The following is a 438-nucleotide window of genomic DNA, read 5'->3' on the forward strand; positions in this document are numbered from 1 at the left end:
ATATCGATCGCAAGGTCATTACCGGCATCGCTGATGTGGCTGACAAGGTCTACGACGGCAGCACTGCCGCCGAGCTGAGCAATCTCGGCCTGGTAGGCGTAGTCGATGGCGACGAAGGCAAGGTCTCTGGTACCGGCACCACGGGTGCTTTTAGCGATAAGAATGCTGGCACCGCCAAATCGGTAATTGGCTCTGGAATCGCCCTGGCCGGTGAAGAGGCGGGCAACTACCGTTTCGATACCGACGCGCAAATCGGTGTGGCCGATATCGACCGCAAGGTCATTACCGGCATCGCTGATGTGGCTGACAAAGTCTACGACGGCAGCACTGCCGCCGAGCTGAGCAATCTCGGCCTGGTAGGCGTAGTCGATGGCGACGAAGGCAAGGTCTCCGGCACCGGCACCACGGGTGCCTTCAGCGACAAGAATGCGGGTACTG

General features: G+C 59.8%; 1 protein-coding gene. It reads left to right on the forward strand.

Annotated elements, in window-relative coordinates:
- A partial coding sequence (locus tag G7009_RS27340; RefSeq protein ID WP_181133382.1) for a YDG domain-containing protein occupies nt 1-438 on the forward strand: 438 nt, incomplete at both ends.

Origin of the sequence: Pseudomonas capeferrum (assembly GCF_013523055.1) — a bacterium.
GTDB lineage: Bacteria > Pseudomonadota > Gammaproteobacteria > Pseudomonadales > Pseudomonadaceae > Aquipseudomonas > Aquipseudomonas capeferrum_A.